This is a genomic window from Pseudomonas migulae NBRC 103157 (assembly GCF_002091715.1).
GTDB classification, from domain to species: domain Bacteria; phylum Pseudomonadota; class Gammaproteobacteria; order Pseudomonadales; family Pseudomonadaceae; genus Aquipseudomonas; species Aquipseudomonas migulae_A.
The window spans coordinates 101,073-122,918 of record NZ_BDAG01000004.1 but is presented as its reverse complement, the minus strand read 5'-3'; the positions used below and the strand labels follow the sequence as shown (position 1 = coordinate 122,918).

Sequence of the window (21,846 nt, the reverse complement as noted above, 5' to 3'; positions counted from 1 at the left end):
TTTAGCGGCCTTTCAGACGCCATCGCCAGCAAGCCGGCTCCTACAAAGTTTGTGTCGAACGATAATTTTGTGAGCGACACAAAACCTGTAGGAGCCGGCTTGCTGGCGATCGGTTTCAAGACAAACCGCGATAACGGCATCCACCCATTTCCCCGCTGAACAAATCCCCCAAACCCCGCGTCATACCCATCCTTGAGCTAGCGTACGAACAGTACCGCCGAGCCCTGCGATTAGTCCTTAGCACCCTATTCATGTTTAACTTGAACGCTCATTCAAGTTAAACCGCCGGTTTGCTGCCCGCTCACAACAGGAGGCTTGCCCTTGCCGAGTCCGTTATTGATTGCCCGGTTTCACCCCCTTGAGGCGCATCTTTCATGAGTGCACCGTCCACCCCCGCCAGCGGCCAGGTCCGCATGAATCCGCCGGTGTTCTACTTCGCGGCGACCTTCATTCTGCTCTTCGGCATTGTCGTCATTGCCATGCCTGAACAGGCCGGCGCGTGGCTTCTGCAAGCGCAAAACTGGGCGGCCAATACGGTCGGCTGGTATTACATGCTCGCGATGACCCTGTATCTGGTCTTCGTGGTGGTCACCGCCTTGTCCGGCTACGGCAAGATCAAGCTCGGTGCCGACCACGACGAGCCCGAATTCAGTTACCTGTCCTGGGCCGGCATGCTGTTCGCTGCGGGGATCAGCATCACGCTGTTTTTCTTTTGCGTGTCAGAGCCGCTGACCCACTTGTCGCAACCGCCGCAAGGCGAGGCCGGAACGGCGGATGCGGCGCGCCAGGCGATGCAGATTCTGTTTCTGCACTGGGGCCTGCACGGCTGGGGCGTGTTTGCTTTCGTCGGCATGGCGTTGGCCTACTTTGCCTACCGTCACAACCTGCCGCTGGCCCTGCGATCGGCGCTCTATCCGCTGATTGGCAAGCGCATCAACGGCCCGATCGGTTACGCCGTGGACGGCTTTGGCATCATCGCCACGGTGTTCGGCCTCGGTGCCGACATGGGCTTCGGCGTGTTGCACCTCAATTCGGGTCTGGACTACCTGTTCGGCATCGCCCACACCCAGTGGATTCAGGTCGGCCTGATCACGCTGATGATGGGCGCGGCGATCATCGTCGCGGTGTCCGGCGTCGATAAAGGCGTGCGGGTCATGTCCGACATCAACATGCTGCTGGCCTGTGCACTGCTGCTGTTCGTGTTGTTCGCCGGGCCCACGCAGCATTTGCTTAACACCCTGATCCAGAACATCGGCGACTACCTCGGCGCGTTGCCGATGAAAAGTTTCGACCTCTACGCCTACGACAAACCCAGCGACTGGCTGGGCGGCTGGACGGTGTTCTACTGGGCCTGGTGGATCGCGTGGTCGCCGTTCGTGGGCCTGTTCATCGCACGGATTTCCCGGGGCCGGACCATCCGCGAATTTGTCTTTGGCGTGCTGTTGATCCCGCTCGGTTTCACCCTGGCGTGGATGTCGATCTTCGGCAACAGTGCCATCGACCAGGTGCTCAACCACGGCATGAGTGCGCTCGGCATGTCGGCCATCGACAACCCGTCGATGACCCTGTACCTGCTGCTGGAAACCTACCCATGGAGCAAAACCGTCATCGCGGTCACGGTGTTCATCAGCTTCGTGTTCTTCGTCACCTCCGCCGATTCCGGCACTGTGGTGCTGTCGACGCTCTCGGCCAAGGGCGGCAACCCGGATGAAGACGGGCCGAAATGGCTGCGGGTGTTCTGGGGCGCGATGACGGCGCTGGTGACCAGTGCGCTGCTGTTCTCCGGCAGCATCGACGCGCTGAAGTCAGCGGTGGTGCTGACCTCGCTGCCGTTCTCGCTGATTCTGTTGTTGATGATGTGGGGGCTGCACAAGGCGTTTTATCTGGAGTCGCAGAAGCAGATCGCGCAGCTGCATTCCCTGGCACCGGTCTCCGGTTCCCGGCGTGGCGGATGGCGTCAGCGCTTGAGTCAGGCGGTGCATTTCCCGTCAAGGGATGAGGTCTATCGCTTCCTCGATACGACGGTGCGCCCGGCGATCGAAGAGGTGACGGCGGTGTTCGTCGAAAAGGGTTTGAATGTGGTCACGCAGCCCGACCCGGCGAACGACAGCGTCAGCCTCGAAATCGGTCACGGCGAACAGCATCCGTTCATTTATCAGGTGCAGATGCGTGGCTACTTCACGCCGTCCTTCGCCCGTGGCGGCATGGGTTCCAAGGAGCTCAACAATCGTCGTTATTATCGGGCCGAAGTGCATTTGAGCGAGGGCAGTCAGGACTACGATCTGGTGGGTTATACCAAGGAGCAGGTCATCAACGACATCCTCGACCAGTACGAGCGGCACATGCAATTTTTGCATCTGGTGCGTTGAAGTCAGGTCTCGCTGCTCAACGCCATGAACAGCACCAGCGCCGCCACCGGCACGCCAAACACCACACTGCCGACCACCAGTTCCGTCATTACGGGCTGGCCGGCAGTGACCACGCCGATGGCGCCGTTGATCATCGTCAGGGCCAGCCACAGCACGATGAAGCTGTAGGTCAGGGTTTGCCGGCCGAAGCCGATTTTCTCGCCGATGAACAGCATCAGCGCCAGGAGGACCAGGCCGAAGAAAATGATGATCGTGGTGTGCATGGTGTGATCCTCCCTTCAGGTGGGTGTCGCCTGTAAAGCCGACTTCGCGAGCAAGCCCGCTCCCACATTAGTGCTCTGTAGTACACAAATTTTGTGTTCAATCGAGATCGAATGTGGGAGCGGGCTTGCTCGCGAAGGCGGCGCCTCGGTCTCCCTGCTCACCTTTGAGCATAGGCGTCGGTGCGCGTTCTGTGCTTAAACCAGCCCACCATTGACCCGCAGGATTTGCCCGTTGACCCAGGCCGAATCCGGCCCGACCAGAAAGGCCACAACGCGGGAAATGTCTTCCGGCTGAGCCAGGCGTTCCAGCGGCGGCATCCTGGCGAAGGTCTGAATCTGCTCTTCGCTCTTGCCATGCAGGAACAGGTCGGTCGCCACCGGGCCCGGAGCCACAGCGTTGACGGTGATGTTACGACCGCGCATTTCCTTGGCGAACACCTGAGTCAGAGATTCCACAGCCGCCTTGCTGGCGATGTACACGGCGTAGCCCGGCAGGTTCATGCCGACCGTACTGCTGGAGAAGTTGACGATCCGCCCGCCCGCGTTCAAGCGCGTCGCCGCTTCACGCAACGTGTTGAACGTGCCGCGAGCGTGGATGTTGAAGGTCTGGTCGAACAGTTCGTCTGTGTGTTGCGCCAGCGGCATCACTTTGAGAATGCCGGCGTTGTTGATCAACACATCGACTTTGCCCAGTTGCGTTTCGGTTTCATCGAACATCCGGCGCACGTCGTCGGCATTGGCCACGTCAGCCTTGATCGCTATGGCTCGATGGCCAGCCTGGCGCAACTCGACCACCAGAGCCGACGCTTCAGTGGCGCTGCTGGCGTAGTTGACAGCGACGGCGAAACCTTCGCGGGCCAGTTGTCTGGCGATGACGGCACCGATGCCGCGAGAGGCGCCGGTCACGATGGCAACTTTCGAAATTTGAGTAGTCATGGCGAAGATTCCTTGAAGGTGTTTGCTTGGGGTGAAGCCAGATTCACATGTTTACTCAGGCCGATAAATGCACGAGAGTTGCCTTGACTGTTCAATAATCGCCAACAATCGAAGGCCCGGAGCTCCGCGTGGATCAAGTCAAGGCAATGAAGGTTTTCGTACGGATCTATGAGCGCAGCAGCTTCACCCTGGCCGCCGAAGACCTGAATTTGCCGCGGGCAACCCTGACTCACACGCTGAATCAATTCGAGGCCTGGCTTGGCACACGCTTACTGGAGCGCAGCACACGCAAGGTACGCCCGACGCTGGACGGCGAGGCTTACTACCTGCGTTGTGTGCAGTTGCTGGCGGAGCTGGAAGAAGCCGAAATGGCCTTTCGCAGCGTGGCGCCGAAGGGGCGATTGCGCGTGGATTTGCATGGCACTCTGGCCAAGCACTTTGTGATCCCTGCGTTGCCGCAGTTCATGGCCCGTTACCCGGATATAGAACTGTCGATCAGCGAGGCGGACCGCTTTGTCGACCTGATTGCCGAGGGCGTCGACTGCGTACTGCGTGCCGGCACTCTGGGTGACTCGGCGCTGATCGGCAAACGTGTCGCCAACCTGCGGCAGATCACCTGTGCCAGCCCTGCGTATCTACGCAAATACGGCGAACCGAAAACCCTCGGAGACCTGAAACACCATCGCGCGGTGAACTACGTCTCGCGCACCACCGCCAAATTGTTTCCGTTCGAGTTCATGGTCGATGGTGAGCTGAAGGAGGTGGCCATCGACGGCGCGCTCTCGGTATTCGGCGCGGAAATCTATGCCGCGTCGGCCATCGCCGGACTGGGTTTGATCCAGTGCCCGCATTACCGAATGGAAACGCTGATTGCTCAGGGGGGGGTACAGGAAATCCTTACCGACACCCCACCGCCGCCGATGCCGGTTTCAGTGCTGTATCCGCACAACCGACAGATGTCGCCAAGGGTTCGGGTGTTTGTGGATTGGTTGGGGGAGGTGTTTGCAGGGGCCGTTTGAGGTAGTCGAAGATCAAAAGATCGCACGCTCCTGCAGGTGTACAACGCTCTTCTGTAGGCGCTGCCGAAGGCTGCGATCTTGTACGGAGTGATTATCCAGGACGTGCCGCTGTCGATATAAACGCCATGTGGATTTTGGCTCCAGGGTCGGCCCGATCGAAAATATGTGAAACGTTTCAGCATTTCCTTGTGTCTGGGGTTTATCGGCGTTTGTCTGGGCGTATGCTGGGCAACTTGCGAAGCAGTCGATGCCAACTTCAAGACAGACAAGAGAGGATTCGATGACCTACACCGCTGCCGAAAACCGCTACGACTCCATCCCTTACCGCCGCGTCGGTCGCAGCGGTCTGGTGTTGCCGGCGTTGTCCCTGGGCCTGTGGCACAACTTCGGCGACAGCACGCCGATCGACACCCAGCGTTCGTTGTTGCGCACGGCGTTCGATCTGGGGATCAACCACTTCGACCTGGCCAACAATTACGGCCCGCCGTACGGCAGCGCCGAGATCAACTTCGGCCGTTTGCTGCGCGAAGACTTCAAGCAGTATCGCGACGAGCTGATCATTTCCAGCAAGGCCGGTTGGGACATGTGGCCCGGTCCTTACGGTCAGGGCGGCGGTTCGCGCAAATACGTGCTGGCCAGCCTTGATCAGAGCCTGCAGCGCCTGGGCCTGGATTATGTGGATATCTTCTATTCGCACCGTTTCGATCCGGACACTCCGCTGGAGGAAACCGCCAGCGCACTCGCTACTGCCGTGCAGCAGGGCAAGGCGCTGTACATCGGCATCTCGTCGTATTCCGGGGTGAAAACCCGTGAGATGGCGGCGCTGTTGAAAGAGTGGAAAGTGCCGTTGTTGATTCACCAGCCGGCTTACAACCTGCTCAATCGCTGGGTGGAAAAGGACCTGCTGGAGGTCACCGACGAACTGGGCACTGGTGTGATTGCGTTCACGCCGTTGGCGCAGGGTTTGTTGACCGACAAATACCTCAACGGCATTCCGAAGGATGCACGGGTGAATCGTCCGGGCGGTGGTTCTTTGCAGTCCTCGCACCTGTCGGAGGCCAACATCGCCCATGTGCGTGGGCTCAATGAAATTGCCAAGCGTCGTGGTCAGAGCCTCGCTCAATTGGCGTTGGCGTGGACGCTGCGCGATCCGCGTGTGACCTCGGCGCTGATCGGTGCGAGCCGGCCGGAGCAGATCATCGAGAACGTCGGGGCGTTGAAGAATCTGAGTTTCAGTGTGGAGGAGCTGGCGGAGATTGACCGGTTTGCCCAGGAGGGCGGGATCAACCTTTGGGAGAAGCCTTCGACGGCTGAGTGATCGTTGGGCGCCGGTTTATTCGGCGCCTGTTACATCGCCTTCGCGAGCAAGCCCGCTCCCACATTCGACCGCGTTCTGAAATCAAGAACGCGGTCGAATGTGGGAGCGGGCTTGCTCGCGATGGGGCCAGACCAAACAACAAAAAAATCGGGATTTACCGAAAAAACGGCACATCCCCCAACACTGTCGCCCGCTGCATCACCCGCCGCGCCGGTCGGTAATCATCCACCGCGTAATGCTGCGTCACGCGGTTATCCCAGAACGCCACATCATCCTTCTGCCAGCGCCAGCGAATGGTGAACTCCGGCCGCGTTGCATGGGCAAACAGAAACTTCAGGATCACCTCGCTCTCGGTCTCCGACAGCTCGTTGATCTTCGACGTGAACCCTTCATTGACGAACAGCGACCGGCGCTCGCTTACCGGGTGCGTGCGGATCACCGGGTGCGACAGTGGCGGATTCTTGCGGCGTGCTTCTTCCCACTGAGCCAGCGCTTCTGGCGTATTGCCGTAGCGTTCGAGCGGAAACGAGCGGGTGAAATCGTGAGTCGCGGTCAGCCCCTCGAGCAATGTTTTCATCGGCGCTGACAGCGCTTCATATGCCGCAATGCCACTGGCCCACAACGTGTCGCCGCCAAACTCCGGCAGCAATTTTGCGCTGAGCACTGCGCCCAGCGCCGGGGTTGGCAGGAAGGTCACGTCGGTGTGCCAGATGGCGTTGTCGCGCACGTCAGTGACAGCGGTGTCGAGGATCAGCACCTGCGGCTGTTCCGGCACATTCGGGTAGATCGGATGAATGTGCAGGTCGCCGAAATTGGCGGCGAAACGTGCCTGTTGCTGTGGTGTGATCGGCTGGTCGCGGAAGAACAGCACCTGATGCTTGAGCAATGCCTGCTCGATGGCATCGCGCTGTTCCAGGTTCAGCGGCTGACTGATGTCGATGCCACTGATTTGCGCGCCGAGCGCGGAGCTGAGGGGGACGATTGTCAGGTGGCTCATGGTCTTTCTCTACTGAATTCGGGGTACCGACTGTGGGAGCGGGCTTGCTCGCGAAAGCGGTGTGTCCGTCACAGCTATTTCGCATGACACGCTGCATTCGCGAGCAAGCCCGCTCCCACATTGGGAAATGTTTAGTGAGCCTGGCCGTGCCATGGCACCAGTTTGCGTTGCAGCGCACGCAAGCCCATCTCCATGGCAAAGGCGATCAGCGCAATCACCAGAATCCCCAGCACCACCACATCGGTGACCAGGAATTGCGCGGCCGACTGCACCATGAAGCCCAGCCCGCTGGTGGCGGCGATCAGCTCGGCGGCGACCAGCGTTGACCAACCCACGCCCAGACCAATGCGCACGCCAGTCAAAATGTCCGGCAAGGCACTTGGCAGAATCACATGGCGAATCAACTGCGCGCGGGTTGCGCCCAACGACTGCGCGGCGCGCAATCTGGCCGGGTCGACGGTGCGCACGCCAGTGGCGGTGGCGATGGCAATCGGGGCGAAGATCGCCAGGTAGATCAGCAAGACTTTCGACAGCTCGCCAATGCCGCACCAGATCACGATCAGCGGCAGATAGGCCAGCGGCGGAATCGGCCGGTAGAACTCGATCAGCGGATCGAGAATGCCGCGCGCGATACGGTTGGCACCGATCGCAATGCCCACCGGCACGGCGGTCAGCACGGCAAAGCCGAGGCCCAGACCGATGCGGCCGAGGCTCGCGCCCAAGTGCTGCCACAACGTCGAATCCATGTAGCCGGTCGTCACCAGCAGCCAGCCTTTTTGCAGCACGGCGGACGGTGGCGGCAGGAACAGCGGTTCGATCATCCCCGTAGCGGTAACGGCCCACCAAAGGGCAACCAGCGCGACCAGCGTCAGCACGCTGATCCAGCGCGTGCTCAAGCTGCGGCGAACCGGAATGACCGTCGAACCCGGTTTCACCGTCACGGCCGGAATTTCATAGCTGCTCATGCGCGCTCCTGCCGCGTGGCGGCGCTGCGTTGGGAGAACACTTTGGCGAGTACGTGTTCGCGGGTTTCGATAAAGCGCGGGTCGGATTTGATCGCCCGTGCGGACTCGCCGGCGGCGTAACGCTGACCGAAATCCAGGCTCAGGCGCTCGACGATTTGCCCCGGGTTCGGCGCCAGCAGAATCAGATCCGTGGCCAGAAACACCGCTTCTTCAATGTCGTGGGTAATCAGGAAGACCGGTTTTGCAGTGCGCTGCCAGACTTGCAACAGCAGCTCCTGCATTTGTTCGCGAGTGAAGGCATCGAGGGCGCCGAAGGGTTCGTCCATCAGCAACACGCGAGGATCGGCGGCGAGCGCACGGGCCAGGCCGACACGTTGTTTCTGGCCGCCCGAGAGCTGCCAGATACGGCGATTCTCAAAACCGGAAAGGTCCACCAGCGCGAGCATTTCTCGAGCGCGGATTTCACGTTTGTCACGGGGAACACCGGCCAATTCCAGACCGAAACCCACGTTGGCCAGCACATCCTGCCACGGCAACAAGGCATCGTCCTGGAACACCACGCCACGTTCGGCGCTCGGGCCTTTGACCGGCACGCCATCGAGGCTGATGCGCCCGGCGCTGGGCTCGACGAAACCGGCAATCAGGTTCAACAGCGAAGTCTTGCCACTGCCGGAAGGGCCGAGGGCCACCAGCAACTGCTGGGGCCCCAGGCTCAGGGAAATATCCGCCAATACCGGTTCCGGACTGCCGGGGTACTGTGCGCTGATGCGCTCCAGCTGTAGCAAAGCCATCGCAGTTAACTCCGGATCAGTGGGTGATGAACTTGGCGCTGACGTACGGCGCGTAGTCCGGCAGCACGGCTTCGACCTTGCCTTGTTCCTTGAGGAACACGGCGGTGTCGGTGATGGCTTTGGTCGTCGGCGCGCCGAGGGTGATCACCTGATCAGCCGCCAGCGGGTAGACGTTGCCTTGCAGCAGCAGCGGAATGTCGCTGGCCTTGGCACCGGACAGCTTCACCAGCTTGTCGACGTTGGACTGATTGGCAAGCCAGGCTTTCGGGTCTTTACGGTAATCGGCGTAGGCGTCGAGGGTGACTTTGGCGAACGCGGTGACGATTTCCGGGTGTTTCTCGGCGAAGTCTTTACGCACGATCCACGCATCGAAAGTCGGCGCGCCGAACTTGGCCAGTTCGCCGGAGGTGATCAGCACTTTGCCGTTTTCCTTGGCCACGCCGAGCGCCGGATCCCAGACGTAAGTGGCATCGATGTCACCGCGTTTCCACGCAGCGATGATCGCCGGCGGGGCGAGGTTGAGGACGGTGACTTTCGACGGGTCGATGTTCCAGTGCTTCAGCGCTGCCAGCAGGCTGTAGTGACCGGTGGAAACGAACGGCACGGCGATTTTCTTGCCGATCAGGTCTTGTGGGGTTTTGATCCCGGAACCGTCGCGGGCGACCAAGGCTTCAGCGGCGCCGATCTGCGTGGCAATGAGGAAGGTTTCTACCGGAACTTTGCGGGTGATTGCAGCCGTCAGGGGGCTGGAACCGAGGTAGCCGATCTGCACGTCACCGGACGCGATGGCGGCGATGATGTCGGCACCGTTGTCGAATTTTCGCCAGTCGATCTTGGCGTTGGTGGCTTTTTCATACGCGCCGTCGGCCTGGGCGACTTTCGCCGGGTCTACGGTGGTCTGGTAGGCGACGGTCACGTCAGCCGCCTGGGCAAAGAAACTCGCTGCCGCCAGAGACGCGGCCGCCAGGAGGCGAAGTGGGAAGTTAAGTTTCATTGAGAAGCTCCTTTTCAGGCGGACCGAGAGTCGGCGTGAAAAAGAGACTAAATGATATAAGAATCCGAAAATAAATAACTTTTTCGAATGAGCTTATGAGCGGAAAATTCTAAGAGCCATTATCGCGCAGCTTCCTTGTAGGAGCCGGCTTGCTGGCGATGAGGCCCTTGAGCCTTGCGGTGAATTCAAGGCCGCCATCGCCAGCAAGCCGGCTCCTACAGGGTTTTGCGTTGGGCGCGCGATGTTTGGCGATCCCGCATCCGTGTAGGAGCCGGCTTGCTGGCGATGGGGCCCTTGAGCCTTGCGGTGAATTTCAGGCCGCCATCGCTGGCAAGCCAGCCCCTACAGGGTTTTGCGTTGGGGGCGCGATTTTTGGCGATCCCGCCTCTGCGTAGGAGCCGGCTTGCTGGCGATGAGGCCCTTGAGCCTTGCGGTGAATTTCAGGCCGCCCTCGCTGGCAAGCCAGCTCCTACAGGGTTTTGCGTTGGGTGCGCGATGTTTGGCGATCCCGCCTCTGTGTAGGAGCCGGCTTGCTGGCGATGAGGCCCTTGAGCCTTGCGGTGAATTTCAGGCCGCCATCGCTGGCAAGCCAGCTCCTACAGGGTTTTGCGTTGGGTGCGCGATTTTTGGCGATCCCGCCTCTGCGTAGGAGCCGGCTTGCTGGCGATGAGGCCCTTGAGCCTTGCGGTGAATTTCAGGCCGCCCTCGCTGGCAAGCCGGCTCCTACAGGGTTTTGCGTTGGGTGCGCGATTTTTGGCGATCCCGCCTCTGTGTAGGAGCCGGCTTGCTGGCGATCAAGGTCCGCAGGACCGCCGACGATCAGTTACTGATCGCCAGAATGCTCGCCTGATACGACCCGACAAACACATCGAAATCGCCGACTTCGTTCTGCTCCAGCTCGACCTGTTCTGCCAGTGACGAACGTGCCCGGTCTTCAAATTTCGCCTGTTCTTCGCTTGAAAGCGGCTCGCTGCGGAAAAACTCCGCGTGGGCCTGGCTCTGACGCAGGGAGAACTGGCTGAAGCTTTCCTTGTGCACGGCCATCGCCGCCAGCACCTGGGCCGATGGCGTCAGGGAAGGGTCCTTGACCTTGGCCAATTGCGCGTCCAATGCCTTGCTGTGCGCATCGCCGCCATGGCTCTGATCCAGTAACGCCGCGAGTGGAGCAATCTTCTCCAGCAACTCGCTGGCCCACTCTTTCAGGTCTACCGGATGACCGTCGCGTTGCAGTTGCAGGCCCGGGCGGCGACCTTCCTTGACCACGCTGAGGAAGTTCGAGGTCGCGTTGCCGCACGAAGTATTGGTCAGCAGCGGGCTGTCGTTCAGCGCGCAGTACAGCAGGAACGCATCGAGGAAACGCGACTCCGGCAAGTCGATGCCCATCGGCAGGAACGGGTTGATGTCCAGGCAACGCACTTCGACGTATTGAATGCCGCGGGCCACCAGCGCCTGGATCGGCCGTTCGCCGGTGTAGGTCACGCGTTTCGGGCGGATGTTGGAGTAGTACTCGTTTTCGATCTGCAGGATGTTGGTGTTGAGCTGAACCCACTCACCGTTTTGATGCGTACCGATTTCAACGTACGGCGCATACGGCGTGGCGACGGCTTTGCGCAAACTGTCGGTGTAGCTCGCCAAATCGTTGTAGCACGGCGTCAGACCCACCTGGGCGTTGCTCTGGTAACCCAGATCGCTCATGCGCAGGCTGGTGGCGTACGGCAGGTACAAAGTGTCCGGGTCCAGCTGTTCCAACTGGTGCGAACGACCCCGCAGGAAACCGGCGTCCAGCGCTGGCGAGGCACCGAACAGGTACATCAGCAGCCAGCTGTAGCGACGGAAGTTGCGGATCAGGGCGATGTAGGCCGACGACTGATAGTCGCGGTCAGTGCCGACAAAGCCTTCAGCCTCTTTGAGCAGCGGCCAGAGCTTTTCCGGCAGGGAGAAGTTGTAGTGAATCCCTGCGATGCACTGCATGGTCTTGCCGTAGCGCAGGGCCAGACCCTTGCGGTAGACATACTTGAGCTTGCCGATGTTGGACGTGCCGTAATAGGCGATCGGGATATCTTCCTCGGCCGGCAACGGGCACGGCATCGACGGACTCCACAGGTACTCGTTGCCGAGCTTGCTGTAGGCAAAGCGGTGAATCTTGTCCAGGCTCGCCAGGGTGTCGGCCGGGTCGGGCAGGGCGGGCGTGATGAACTCCAGCAGCGACTCGGAATAGTCGGTGGTGATTTGTTCGTTGGTCAGCGCGGAACCCAATTCTTCCGGGTGCGGCGTTTGCGCCAGGCGACCTTCGCCGGTCACGCGCAGGCATTCACGTTCGATGCCGTGAAGGCACTGTTCGAGCAGAGAGAGGTTAGCGCGCTCGCCGAGCAGAGCCAGGCGGCGGTTGAGAAGTTCGCTCAAGTTGGATTCCTTCACGCGTCAGTCGCCCCAATATGGGGGTGGGCAAGACGGTCTACAAGGGTGAAGTTGAAACTGGCGTTTTCGCCTGGTTTTGGAACTTGCCGCAATCAATGTGGGAGCGGGCTTGCTCGCGAAGAGGCAGTGTCAGTCAACAAATAAATTGCCTGATACACCGCCTTCGCGAGCAAGCCCGCTCCCACAGGGAATTTCAGCGCTGCGGTCACAGCGCTGAAATTAACTCAAATCGATGACGGCTAGCTACAGGACAGCGAACGTGCCTTGTGCTTTTGCGACGAGTTTGTCGCCCTGCATCACGTCGGCTTCGACCACCAGCGTGCGGCGGCCCGGGTGGATCACCCGCGCCGTGCACATCACCTCACCGTCGGCGACGGCGCGGATGTAGTTGATCTTGCATTCGATGGTCGCGCTCTGCTGGTCAAAGCCGTGGGTGCTGGAACAGGCCAGCCCCATGGCAATGTCCACCAGACTGAACAAGGCCCCGCCGTGCAACTTGCCGCCGCGATTACGCAGTTCCGGTTCCAGCGCCAGGGCGACTTGCGCCACCCCGGCCTCCAGACTGTGCAAGCGACACCCCAGCAGCTTGAAAAAAGCGCTTTCGGTCAGCCCGGCTGGAATGTCCATCAGCGTTTCTTCAACTGCTTGGCGTTAGCGAACAGCGAAGCCATGGCGTTGTTGGCCGGGGCCGCCGCCGTGGTTTCCTTGCGCGGTGCGGTGTTCTGGGACTGGCGCGGTGCCGACCCCGGACGCGCACCACGGGCACCGTCGATTTTCTCGCCTGGTGTGTCGCTCATGCGCATCGACAAGCCGACGCGTTTGCGCGGGATGTCGACTTCCATGACCTTCACTTTCACCACGTCACCGGCCTTAACCGCTTCGCGAGGGTCCTTGATGAACTTCTCCGAAAGCGCAGAGATGTGCACCAAACCGTCCTGATGCACGCCGATGTCGACGAATGCACCGAAGTTAGTCACGTTGGTCACGACACCTTCGAGGATCATGCCCAGTTGCAGGTCCTTGAGGTCTTCGACGCCTTCCTGGAATTCGGCGGTCTTGAACTCCGGACGCGGGTCGCGGCCCGGTTTTTCCAGCTCTTGCAGGATGTCGGTGACCGTCGGCAGACCGAAGGTTTCGTCGGTGTACTTCTTCGGATCAAGACGCTTGAGGAAGCTCGCATCGCCGATCAGCGAGCGAATGTCACGGTCGGTTTCAGCGGCGATGCGCTGGACCAGCGGATAGGCTTCCGGGTGAACCGCAGACGAATCCAGCGGGTTGTCGCCGTTCATGACACGCAGGAAGCCAGCGGCCTGTTCGAAGGTTTTCTCGCCCAGACGCGCAACTTTCTTCAACGCCGCGCGGGTTTTGAACGCGCCATGCTCGTCGCGGTGACTGACGATGTTTTGCGCCAGGGTCGCGTTGAGGCCAGAGATGCGGGCCAGCAGCGCCACGGAAGCAGTGTTCACGTCCACGCCCACGGCGTTCACGCAATCCTCGACTACCGCGTCCAGGCCACGTGCCAGTTTCAGCTGCGACACGTCGTGCTGGTACTGGCCGACACCGATGGATTTCGGATCGATCTTCACCAGCTCGGCCAGCGGGTCCTGCAGGCGACGGGCGATAGACACCGCGCCACGGATCGACACGTCCAGGTCCGGGAATTCCTTGGACGCCAGTTCCGACGCCGAGTAAACCGATGCACCCGCTTCGGACACCATGACTTTGGTCATCTTCATCGCTGGGTATTTTTTGATCAGCTCAGCGGCGAGCTTGTCGGTTTCGCGGCTGGCGGTGCCGTTGCCGATGGCGATCAGGTCTACCGAGTGCTTGGCGCAAAGAGCAGCCAGAATCGCCAGGGTCTGGTCCCACTTGTTGTGCGGCACGTGCGGGTAAACCGTGGCGTGATCCAGCAGCTTGCCGGTGGCGTCGACCACGGCAACCTTGCAACCGGTGCGCAGGCCCGGGTCGAGGCCCAGGGTGGCGCGCGGGCCGGCCGGAGCCGACAGCAGCAGGTCGTGCAGGTTGTGCGCAAACACATTGATCGCTTCGGTTTCCGCGCCATCGCGCAGCTCGCCCAACAGGTCGGTTTCGAGGTGGGTGTAGAGCTTGACCTTCCAGGTCCAGCGCACCACTTCGCCCAGCCATTTGTCGGCAGCGCGGTTCTGGTTCTGGATGCCGAACTGCTGGCCGATCATGCCTTCGCATGGGTGCATGGTGCCCGGCAGTTCATCGCCGACTTTCAGCGCGGAGCTGAGAATGCCTTCGTTGCGGCCACGGAAAATCGCCAGCGCACGGTGCGACGGCATGCTTTTCAGCGGTTCATCGTGTTCGAAATAGTCGCGGAACTTGGCGCCTTCCTCTTCCTTGCCGGCAATCACGCGGGCACTGAGGGTGGCTTCCTGCTTGAGGTAGTTGCGCAGCTTGTCCAGGAGGCCGGCGTCTTCGGCGAAGCGTTCCATCAGGATGTACTTGGCGCCTTCGAGAGCCGCCTTCACATCGGCGACGCCTTTTTCGGCATCAACGAAGCGTGCGGCTTCGGTTTCCGGGCTCAGGGTCGGGTCGTTGAACAGGCCGTCGGCCAACTCGCCGAGGCCAGCTTCCAGGGCGATCTGGCCCTTGGTGCGGCGCTTCTGCTTGTACGGCAGGTACAAGTCTTCGAGGCGGGTCTTGGTGTCGGCGAGCTTGATGTCGCGTTCCAGTTGCGGGGTCAGCTTGCCTTGCTCCTGGATGCTGGCCAGGATGCTGATGCGCCGTTCGTCGAGTTCTCGCAGGTAGCGCAGACGCTCTTCCAGATGACGCAACTGAATGTCATCGAGACTGCCGGTCACTTCTTTCCGGTAACGGGCGATGAAGGGAACGGTAGAGCCTTCATCGAGTAGCGCGACGGCCGCTTCGACCTGTTGTGGGCGTACGCCGAGTTCCTCGGCGATGCGGCTGTTGATGCTGTCCATAAAACCACCTGACAAATTGTGAAAGCAGGCTCGCAAGCCCAGAGATAAAGGCTCGGCGAGTCTGGTTGAGCGGCCTGGCCTGCGCCGCTACCTGAATCAACAGGCATCCCGTTGACCCGTGAAATCGAACAATTACTGCCGCGGCGATGAAAATAAAAAGCCGCAACTTAGGTAACGATCAGACGTTGCCTGACACAAAAGGCCGCGCATTATAACCAGCGTTCTGTCATTCGGGGGCATCACGGGCTGTAGGCACAATGCCCGGATTTCTGGCGGTGAAGGAAAAATCTGCTAACAATGCACACGGTGCGTATAACGGCAGCTACGCCATAATGCGCGCCGAGATCAAAGGAGCATCCAATGAGCAGCACTGCAAACATTGCTGAAGGCGAAAAAATTCTTATCGTTGACGACGATCCGGGGCTCAGCAGCCTGCTGGAACGCTTTTTCGTCAGCAAGGGCTACCGTGCCCGCGCCGTACCGAACACGGAACAAATGGACCGCCTGCTGGCGCGTGAAGTGTTCAACCTGGTCGTCCTCGACCTGATGCTGCCCGGCGAAGACGGCCTGACCGCCTGCCGCCGCCTGCGCGGCGCGAACAATCAGATTCCGATCATCATGCTCACCGCCAAGGGCGACGAGCTGAGCCGTATCAAGGGCCTGGAACTGGGCGCCGACGATTACCTGGCCAAGCCGTTCAACCCGGACGAGCTGATGGCGCGTGTCAAAGCCGTCCTGCGTCGTCAGTCCGCTCCGGTGCCGGGCGCGCCGGGCAGCGAAGACGAAAGCGTGACGTTCGGTGACTACGAATTGTCGCTGGCGACTCGCGAACTGAAACGCGGCGACGAAGTGCACATGCTCACCACCGGTGAGTTCGCGGTGCTCAAGGCGTTGGTCATGAACGCGCGTCAGCCACTGACTCGTGACAAACTCATGAACCTGGCCCGTGGCCGCGAGTGGGATGCTCTGGAGCGTTCCATTGACGTGCAGATTTCCCGTCTGCGCCGGATGATCGAACCCGATCCGTCCAAGCCGCGTTACATCCAGACCGTCTGGGGCGTGGGCTACGTGTTCGTTCCGGATGGCGCCGCCACCAAGTGATCGGCGATTTGTAGGAGCGGGTCGTGCGGATGAGGGTGTCCGCAGACTCGCGATCCGCAATATGCGAGCATCGCTCGCTCCTGCAAGTGTGTAGCGGTTATCCATGAAAACCCCCGTTTGGTTCCCCCAGAGTTTTTTCTCCCGCACCCTGTGGCTGGTGCTGATCGTCGTCCTGTTCTCCAAGGCGCTGACCCTGGTTTATCTGTTGATGAACGAAGACGTGCTGGTGGATCGCCAATACAGCCACGGCGTCGCCCTGACGTTGCGTGCCTATTGGGCGGCGGATGAAAACAACCGCGACAAGATTGCCGAAGCCGCGACCCTGATCCGGGTGGTGGGCACGGGTGTGCCGGAAGGTGAACAGCACTGGCCCTACAGCGCAATCTACCAGCGGCAGATGCGGGCAGAGCTGGGTGCCGACACCGAGGTGCGATTGCGCATGCACTCACCGCCGGCGCTGTGGGTTCGGGCGCCGAGCCTGGGTGATGGCTGGCTGAAAGTGCCGCTGTACCCGCATCCGTTGCGCGGCCAGAAAATCTGGAACGTGCTGGGCTGGTTCCTTGCCATCGGCTTGCTCTCCACCGCCTCGGCGTGGATCTTCGTCAGTCAGCTCAATCAACCTCTGAAACGCCTGGTCTACGCCGCAAGGCAACTTGGCCAGGGCCGTAGCGTGCGCCTGCCGATCAGCGATACACCAAGCGAGATGACCGAGGTGTATCGCGCCTTCAACCAGATGGCTGAAGACGTCGAACAGGCTGGCCGCGAGCGCGAGCTGATGCTGGCCGGGGTGTCCCATGACTTGCGTACGCCACTGACGCGATTGCGGCTGTCACTGGAACTGATGGGCGACCACAACGACCTGACGGACGACATGGTGCGTGACATCGAAGACATGGACGCGATTCTCGACCAGTTCCTCGCGTTCATTCGCGATGGCCGCGATGAATCGGTGGAAGAGGTGGACTTGACCGATCTGGTCCGCGAAGTCGCCGCGCCTTACAACCAGAACGAAGAGAAAGTCCGCCTGCGACTGGAGCCGATTCAGCCGTTTCCGTTGCGTCGCGTGTCGATGAAGCGGCTGCTGAACAACCTGATCGGTAACGCACTGCATCATGCTGGCAGTGGGGTCGAAGTGGCGGCTTATGTGTCCGGGGACGTGAGCGCGCCGTATGTGGTGCTGAGCGTCATGGACCGTGGGGCGGGGATCGATCCGTCGGAGCTGGAAGCGATCTTCAATCCGTTTACCCGGGGAGATCGTGCTCGCGGTGGTAAAGGGACTGGATTGGGATTGGCCATCGTGAAGCGGATTGCTTCGATGCATGGCGGCAATGTTGAGTTGCGCAATCGGTCTGGTGGCGGGCTGGAAGCGCGGGTGCGGTTGCCGCTTGGGTTGATGTTGCCGCGGGATGCGGTTTAGCAACTGGGATTTTCGGTGGGGCTGATGGCCTCTTCGCGAGCAAGCCCGCTCCCACAGGGATACGCGGTCTAATGTGAGAGCGGGCTTGCTCGCGAAGGCGGCCTCTCGACCGCCATCAATCTCCGGTTTAACCCTTGCCTTTGGTCCGCGTCATATTCGGCCCACCATTTTTCTCGAGATGCTCAATGATGATCCCCGCCACATTCTTCCCGGTGGTGGTTTCAATCCCTTCCAGCCCCGGCGAAGAATTCACTTCCATTACCAGCGGCCCGTGATTGGAACGCAGGATATCCACGCCCGCCACCGCCAAACCCATCACCTTTGCCGCACGCAGCGCGGTCATGCGCTCTTCCGGCGTGATCTTGATCAGACTGGCGCTGCCGCCGCGATGCAGGTTGGAGCGAAACTCCCCAGGCTTGGCCTGTCGCTTCATCGCCGCAATCACCTTGTCGCCCACCACGAAGCAGCGAATGTCCGCACCGCCGGCTTCCTTGATGTATTCCTGAACCATGATGTTCTGCTTGAGGCCCATGAACGCCTCGATCACCGATTCCGCCGCCGTCGCCGTTTCACACAGCACCACGCCGATGCCCTGGGTGCCTTCCAGCACCTTGATCACCAGGGGGGCGCCGTTGACCATGTCGATCAGGTCGGGAATGTCGTCCGGGGAATGCGCAAATCCGGTGACCGGCAAACCGATTCCACGGCGTGACAGCAATTGCAGCGAACGCAGTTTGTCCCGCGAGCGGGCAATGGCCACCGATTCGTTGAGCGGAAACACCCCCATCATTTCGAACTGGCGCAACACTGCGCAGCCATAGAACGTCACCGACGCCCCGATCCGCGGGATTACCGCGTCGAAGCCTTCCAGCGGTTTGCCGCGGTAGTGGATCTGCGGCTTGTGGCTGGCAATGTTCATGTAGGCGCGCAGGGTGTCGATCACCACCATTTCATGGCCACGCTCGGTACCGGCTTCGACCAGACGACGAGTGGAATACAGACGCGGGTTCCGCGACAGCACAGCGATCTTCATGCAACACCTGTGGAAGAGGTAGATACCGGGAACACCGGCTTGTCTTGTACATATTTAATGCCCGGATTGACCACCAGCTGGCCGTCGATCAGGGCTTTGGAACCGAGTAACAGGCGATAACGCATGGACTTGCGGCAGGCGAGGGTGAATTCGACCCGCCAGACCCGATCACCGAGGGCCAGGGTGGTGCTGACCACGTAACGCTTCTGCGCCTGGCCGTTGGAGCTTTTGATGGATTTCATCGTCACCAGCGGTGCTTCGCAGCGGCGGTGCCGCAGTTGCACGACCGTGCCCAGGTGCGCGGTAAAGCGCACCCAGCGCTCGCCCTCGCGCTCGAACGGCTCGATGTCGGTGGCATGCAGGCTGGAAGTGCTGGCGCCGGTGTCGATTTTTGCCCGCAGGCCCGCGACCCCCAGATCAGGGAGCGCCACCCACTCGCGCAGACCGATAACGGTCAAATGGTCAAATGTCTTCAATAGGAAAAACCGGCGATTATCGCGTCCAGGCTTCAGGCGATACCTGAGCCAACGCTTTGAATGCAGGTTTGGCGAACCAGTAACCCTGCATCAGAAAAATTCCACAGTCCGCCAGGAAATCCCGTTCTCCGGCGCTTTCAATGCCTTCGGCGATGACTGTAACGTCCAACTCCGCACAGATTGTGACAACCCCCCGAACGATAGCCTGACGAACACGATCGCGGTCGACATCGCGGATCAGTGCCATGTCGAGTTTGATCAGGTCCGGTTGGAAATCAGCCAGCAGATTGAGCCCCGAGTAGCCCGCGCCGAAATCGTCGATGGCGGTCTTGAAGCCGAATTCGCGGTATTCACGCAGAATATTAGTCAAATGGCGATAGTTATCTACGTGCTGGCTTTCCAGGGTTTCGAAAATCAGGCGTTCGATGGGGAAGTTGTGTGTTTTCGCGGCCTCCAGCGTGCTGCGAATACAAAGTTCCGGGCGGTACACAGCGTTGGGCATGAAGTTGATCGATAAGTGTGTCTGCATGTTTAGAAGAGCCGCTCCTTCAATGGCTCGAGTCCGGCAGAGCTGGTCGAAGCGGTAGCGATTCGCCTCTGTAATCTGATCAAGCACAGACAGTGCGCCTTCCCCGGCAATACCGCGTACCAAGGCTTCGTGGGCGAAAACCGACTGATCCCGCAAGTCGACGATCGGTTGGTAGGCAAAGGCAAAATCGAAGCCCAGCGGCTCGCTTTGCTGACAGCCCAGGCAACTGCCCTGAGGCGAGGTCAATGAAGCCGGAAATATAGTCACTCGATCACTCCATGCCGGTGAGCCGGCCTTGATCACATTCTATCTGGAGGGCCGAGTTGTTGCGCCCGACAGAAACGGTAGTACAGTTCCGACTATTGGCGGAAAGAGGAATTCAAGTGGCACAAAAACAGGAAGAGGACGACAAGGTCCGTCTCGATAAATGGTTGTGGGCCGCGCGTTTTTATAAAACACGCGCCTTGGCCAAGGCCGCGATTGAAAGCGGCAAGGTGCATTGCCGGGGCGAGCGCTGCAAGCCGGGCAAGGAGCCGCGGATCGGTGACGAGTTTCAGATTCGTACCGGGTTCGAAGAACGCACGGTGGTGGTCCAGGCGTTGTCGATCGTGCGTCGTGGCGCGCCGGAGGCTCAGGCGTTGTACGCCGAAACCGAAGCCAGCATCGCCAAGCGCGAAGCTGCCGCTGCCATGCGCAAGGCCGGTTCGTTGGGCGTGAGCACCGATGGCAAGCCGAGCAAGAAACAGCGGCGGGACTTGTTTAAATTCCGTGGGAGCAGTAACGACGAGTAGGGCTGGCAGATGTGTGTTGCCTGCAAAAAGATCGCAGCCTTCGGCAGCTTCTATGGGTGTACGCATTCCCATGCAGGAGCTGCCGAAGGCTGCGATCTTTCAGGATCACCGCGTCACCAGCTGAAGCGCTACACCGCCCTCATCCGCGAAACCATCGGCCGACCGCATCGAAAGGTCGCAGACTTGCAATTGCCCAGATGTGCAGCCATATCGGGTTAGTCGCCAGCGGCGAATTGAGTGGGTGAAACAGCCACCCGTCGAAAAACACACACTGCCTCTGACCCGTAGGCCATAAACAGAAGGCCAGCAGTGCGAGAGGCACAACATTGCAGAACGCCAACCGGCGGGCATTCCACCTTGCTTGGAACAAACCCGGATTGTTCATAAAATGCCTCCCTTGGCTGAACATCGCGCACCGAAATGGTGCCGTGGAGGCGAAATTTCACGTTTTGCAATTATTTGTCATCACTTCAGATACCCAGACCTATGACCGAGCTACCGGATACCGACTACACCCAACGCTTCATCTTCGATGACAGCGACACCCGCGGCGAGCTGGTGTCGTTGGAGCGCAGCTACGCCGAAGTTCTCGCCAAACACGCTTACCCGGAGCCGGTAAAACAACTGCTCGGCGAACTGATGGCCGCGGCGTCGTTGCTGGTCGGCACCTTGAAGTTCGATGGTTTGCTGATTCTCCAGGCCCGCTCCGACGGCCCGGTGCCACTGTTGATGATCGAATGTTCCAGCGAGCGCGAAATCCGAGGCCTGGCCCGCTACGAGGCCGACCAGATCGCCCCCGATGCGACCCTCGCCGACCTGATGCCCAACGGCGTATTGGCGCTGACCGTCGACCCGACCCAGGGCCAGCGCTATCAGGGCATCGTCGACCTGGATGGCGAAACCCTGTCGGAGTGTTTCACTAATTACTTCGTCATGTCCCAGCAGGTAGGCACGCGTTTCTGGCTGTACGCCGATGGCCGTCGCTCCCGCGGCCTGTTGCTGCAGCAATTGCCCGCCGACCGTCTGAAAGACGAAGAAGAGCGCGCCGCCAGTTGGCAGCATGTCACTGCACTGGCCGGCACCCTGACGGCCGATGAATTGCTTAGCCTGGACAACGAAACCGTGCTCCATCGCCTCTACCACGAGGAGCAGGTTCGGCTGTTCGATGTGCAGAAGCTACGCTTCCGTTGCAGTTGCTCGCGCGAACGTTCTGCCAATGCACTGGTCAGTTTGGGTCAGGAAGATGCCCAGGCACTGGTCATCGAACACGGTGGTCACATCGAGATCGATTGCCAGTTCTGCAATCAGCGTTACCTGTTCGATGCCGCCGATATCAGTCAATTGTTCGCTGGCGCGGGTGTCGAGACGCCGTCAGATACCCGTCACTAAAACGGTTCAGCGCAGGTAAATTCACTGGATAGTGCCGGAATAACGCCGTTACGACGGGAGGGCCCTACTTTTTTTGGGCTTTTCTGGCA

Annotated in this window: 19 protein-coding genes and 1 pseudogene; 7 read left to right on the top strand and 13 right to left on the bottom strand. The window is 60.3% G+C overall.

Annotation, left to right across the window (positions count from 1 at the left end; translation table 11 throughout):
* Nucleotides 1-413: 413 nt before the first annotated feature.
* Nucleotides 414-2,369 carry a choline transporter BetT gene (gene betT, locus PMI01S_RS05230; protein WP_167362916.1) on the top strand — a complete coding sequence of 652 codons (1,956 nt, stop codon included), beginning with the start codon at nt 414-416 and terminating at the stop codon, nt 2,367-2,369.
* 2 nt (nt 2,370-2,371) lie between these two features.
* On the opposite strand, the gene PMI01S_RS05225 is transcribed toward betT, so the two are convergent.
* On the bottom strand, nt 2,372-2,632 hold the full coding sequence (locus tag PMI01S_RS05225; RefSeq protein ID WP_084318298.1) for a hypothetical protein: 261 nt from the start codon (nt 2,630-2,632) through the stop codon (nt 2,372-2,374).
* A 195-nt stretch (nt 2,633-2,827) separates the two neighbouring features.
* Nucleotides 2,828-3,568: an SDR family oxidoreductase gene (locus PMI01S_RS05220; protein ID WP_084318297.1), complete on the bottom strand. Its 741-nt coding sequence runs from the start codon at nt 3,566-3,568 to the stop codon at nt 2,828-2,830.
* 128 nt (nt 3,569-3,696) lie between these two features.
* Here PMI01S_RS05220 and PMI01S_RS05215 point away from each other — a divergent pair, with 128 nt between their 5' ends.
* Together PMI01S_RS05215 and mgrA are read left to right on the top strand one after the other, a co-directional pair.
* Nucleotides 3,697-4,587 carry a LysR family transcriptional regulator gene (locus PMI01S_RS05215; protein WP_084318296.1) on the top strand — a complete coding sequence of 297 codons (891 nt, stop codon included), beginning with the start codon at nt 3,697-3,699 and terminating at the stop codon, nt 4,585-4,587.
* A 280-nt stretch (nt 4,588-4,867) separates the two neighbouring features.
* A complete protein-coding gene (gene mgrA, locus PMI01S_RS05210) occupies nt 4,868-5,905 on the top strand; it encodes an L-glyceraldehyde 3-phosphate reductase (protein ID WP_084318295.1) in 1,038 nt (345 codons plus the stop codon).
* Nucleotides 5,906-6,059: 154 nt separating this feature from the next.
* Here the strand turns inward: mgrA and tauD are convergent, their stop codons facing one another.
* The 7 genes from tauD to PMI01S_RS05175 all read right to left on the bottom strand — a co-directional run bounded on the left by tauD (nt 6,060) and on the right by PMI01S_RS05175 (nt 15,021).
* Nucleotides 6,060-6,902: a taurine dioxygenase gene (tauD, locus tag PMI01S_RS05205; protein WP_084318294.1), complete on the bottom strand. Its 843-nt coding sequence runs from the start codon at nt 6,900-6,902 to the stop codon at nt 6,060-6,062.
* Between the two features lie 131 nt (nt 6,903-7,033).
* On the bottom strand, nt 7,034-7,867 hold the full coding sequence (gene tauC / locus PMI01S_RS05200) for a taurine ABC transporter permease TauC (RefSeq protein ID WP_084318293.1): 834 nt from the start codon (nt 7,865-7,867) through the stop codon (nt 7,034-7,036).
* On the bottom strand, nt 7,864-8,658 hold the full coding sequence (gene tauB, locus PMI01S_RS05195) for a taurine ABC transporter ATP-binding subunit (protein ID WP_084318292.1): 795 nt from the start codon (nt 8,656-8,658) through the stop codon (nt 7,864-7,866). Before tauB ends, tauC begins: the two co-directional genes overlap by 4 nt.
* 16 nt (nt 8,659-8,674) lie before the next feature.
* Nucleotides 8,675-9,652: a taurine ABC transporter substrate-binding protein gene (gene tauA, locus PMI01S_RS05190; RefSeq protein WP_084318291.1), complete on the bottom strand. Its 978-nt coding sequence runs from the start codon at nt 9,650-9,652 to the stop codon at nt 8,675-8,677.
* 819 nt (nt 9,653-10,471) lie between these two features.
* Nucleotides 10,472-12,055, bottom strand: a complete 1,584-nt coding sequence (gene gshA, locus PMI01S_RS05185) for a glutamate--cysteine ligase (protein ID WP_084318290.1) — start codon at nt 12,053-12,055, stop codon at nt 10,472-10,474.
* 258 nt (nt 12,056-12,313) lie between these two features.
* Nucleotides 12,314-12,697, bottom strand: coding sequence for a PaaI family thioesterase (locus PMI01S_RS05180; protein WP_017335909.1), 384 nt, complete (start codon nt 12,695-12,697; stop codon nt 12,314-12,316).
* A complete protein-coding gene (locus PMI01S_RS05175) occupies nt 12,697-15,021 on the bottom strand; it encodes a Tex family protein (RefSeq protein ID WP_084318289.1) in 2,325 nt (774 codons plus the stop codon). The genes PMI01S_RS05180 and PMI01S_RS05175 overlap by 1 nt, the downstream gene beginning before the upstream one ends.
* A gap of 360 nt (nt 15,022-15,381) precedes the next feature.
* Here PMI01S_RS05175 and ompR point away from each other — a divergent pair, with 360 nt between their 5' ends.
* Both ompR and PMI01S_RS05165 read left to right on the top strand, forming a co-directional pair.
* On the top strand, nt 15,382-16,122 hold the full coding sequence (gene ompR / locus PMI01S_RS05170) for an osmolarity response regulator transcription factor OmpR (RefSeq protein WP_008032260.1): 741 nt from the start codon (nt 15,382-15,384) through the stop codon (nt 16,120-16,122).
* Between the two features lie 103 nt (nt 16,123-16,225).
* On the top strand, nt 16,226-17,539 hold the full coding sequence (locus tag PMI01S_RS05165; protein ID WP_084318288.1) for an ATP-binding protein: 1,314 nt from the start codon (nt 16,226-16,228) through the stop codon (nt 17,537-17,539).
* Nucleotides 17,540-17,666: 127 nt separating this feature from the next.
* Here the strand turns inward: PMI01S_RS05165 and rimK are convergent, their stop codons facing one another.
* Genes rimK through rimA form a run of 3 tightly spaced genes read right to left on the bottom strand, consistent with a single transcriptional unit; the run spans nt 17,667 to nt 19,844 of the window.
* The gene (gene rimK, locus PMI01S_RS05160; RefSeq protein WP_007949201.1) at nt 17,667-18,572 is read right to left on the bottom strand and encodes a 30S ribosomal protein S6--L-glutamate ligase; all 906 of its coding nucleotides are present in this window, start codon (nt 18,570-18,572) and stop codon (nt 17,667-17,669) included.
* Complete coding sequence (gene rimB, locus PMI01S_RS05155) at nt 18,569-19,048, bottom strand: retropepsin-like aspartic endopeptidase RimB (RefSeq protein ID WP_084318287.1); 480 nt, start codon at nt 19,046-19,048, stop codon at nt 18,569-18,571. Before rimB ends, rimK begins: the two co-directional genes overlap by 4 nt.
* 16 nt (nt 19,049-19,064) lie before the next feature.
* Entirely contained in the window at nt 19,065-19,844 is a 780-nt protein-coding gene (gene rimA / locus PMI01S_RS05150) for a S6 modification regulatory phosphodiesterase RimA (protein WP_084318286.1), read from the bottom strand.
* Nucleotides 19,845-19,960: 116 nt separating this feature from the next.
* Here rimA and PMI01S_RS05145 point away from each other — a divergent pair, with 116 nt between their 5' ends.
* The gene (locus tag PMI01S_RS05145; RefSeq protein WP_017335914.1) at nt 19,961-20,368 is read left to right on the top strand and encodes an RNA-binding S4 domain-containing protein; all 408 of its coding nucleotides are present in this window, start codon (nt 19,961-19,963) and stop codon (nt 20,366-20,368) included.
* 160 nt (nt 20,369-20,528) lie between these two features.
* Here PMI01S_RS05145 and PMI01S_RS31965 read toward each other — a convergent pair.
* Nucleotides 20,529-20,753: pseudogene (locus PMI01S_RS31965) on the bottom strand (phosphatase PAP2 family protein); the annotation flags it as partial.
* A 101-nt stretch (nt 20,754-20,854) separates the two neighbouring features.
* On the opposite strand from PMI01S_RS31965, the gene hslO reads away from it, so the two are divergent.
* A complete protein-coding gene (hslO, locus tag PMI01S_RS05135; protein ID WP_084318284.1) occupies nt 20,855-21,757 on the top strand; it encodes an Hsp33 family molecular chaperone HslO in 903 nt (300 codons plus the stop codon).
* Nucleotides 21,758-21,846: the final 89 nt, after the last annotated feature.

Coding starts and splice junctions, on each gene's coding strand:
- betT (WP_167362916.1), top strand. CDS start 414: ATGAATCCGCCGGTGTTCTACTTCGCGGCGACCTTCATTCTGCTCTTC.
- PMI01S_RS05225 (WP_084318298.1), bottom strand. CDS start 2,632: ATGCACACCACGATCATCATTTTCTTCGGCCTGGTCCTCCTGGCGCTG.
- PMI01S_RS05220 (WP_084318297.1), bottom strand. CDS start 3,568: ATGACTACTCAAATTTCGAAAGTTGCCATCGTGACCGGCGCCTCTCGC.
- mgrA (WP_084318295.1), top strand. CDS start 4,868: ATGACCTACACCGCTGCCGAAAACCGCTACGACTCCATCCCTTACCGC.
- tauD (WP_084318294.1), bottom strand. CDS start 6,902: ATGAGCCACCTGACAATCGTCCCCCTCAGCTCCGCGCTCGGCGCGCAA.
- tauC (WP_084318293.1), bottom strand. CDS start 7,867: ATGAGCAGCTATGAAATTCCGGCCGTGACGGTGAAACCGGGTTCGACG.
- tauB (WP_084318292.1), bottom strand. CDS start 8,658: ATGGCTTTGCTACAGCTGGAGCGCATCAGCGCACAGTACCCCGGCAGT.
- tauA (WP_084318291.1), bottom strand. CDS start 9,652: ATGAAACTTAACTTCCCACTTCGCCTCCTGGCGGCCGCGTCTCTGGCG.
- PMI01S_RS05180 (WP_017335909.1), bottom strand. CDS start 12,697: ATGGACATTCCAGCCGGGCTGACCGAAAGCGCTTTTTTCAAGCTGCTG.
- PMI01S_RS05175 (WP_084318289.1), bottom strand. CDS start 15,021: ATGGACAGCATCAACAGCCGCATCGCCGAGGAACTCGGCGTACGCCCA.
- ompR (WP_008032260.1), top strand. CDS start 15,382: ATGAGCAGCACTGCAAACATTGCTGAAGGCGAAAAAATTCTTATCGTT.
- PMI01S_RS05165 (WP_084318288.1), top strand. CDS start 16,226: ATGAAAACCCCCGTTTGGTTCCCCCAGAGTTTTTTCTCCCGCACCCTG.
- rimK (WP_007949201.1), bottom strand. CDS start 18,572: ATGAAGATCGCTGTGCTGTCGCGGAACCCGCGTCTGTATTCCACTCGT.
- hslO (WP_084318284.1), top strand. CDS start 20,855: ATGACCGAGCTACCGGATACCGACTACACCCAACGCTTCATCTTCGAT.